Raw genomic sequence first — 237 nt, 5'->3', positions numbered from 1 at the left:
AGTGTTTATGCAACGATATTGGAAAAATGGTTCTGCGTTCCGCAGGCAACATTGCAAACCATTCTTTTCAAAAATTTCCAAAGCCTGAACATTGTAAGTGATGCGGCCTGCAAAACCACGGGCATCGACGATCCCAATCAAACAGCCGGAGAGGAGCTGATCACCACCTACCCCAACCCGTTTACGCAAACCACTACCATCAAGTATAAAACAAAAGGTGCGCACACGCTTATCCAG

1 protein-coding gene is annotated in these 237 nt (G+C 46.4%); it reads left to right on the top strand.

Features of this window, described 5'->3' with window-relative positions; genetic code table 11:
* Positions 1 to 237: hypothetical protein (locus Q4528_RS15995; protein WP_303522743.1), on the top strand; the 237-nt coding region annotated here is incomplete at both ends.

This window comes from Staphylococcus pasteuri, assembly GCF_030547725.1.
Lineage (GTDB): Bacteria > Bacillota > Bacilli > Staphylococcales > Staphylococcaceae > Staphylococcus > Staphylococcus pasteuri.
Note: the sequence above shows the minus strand (reverse complement) of the source record. Positions and strands in the feature narration are given on the sequence as shown.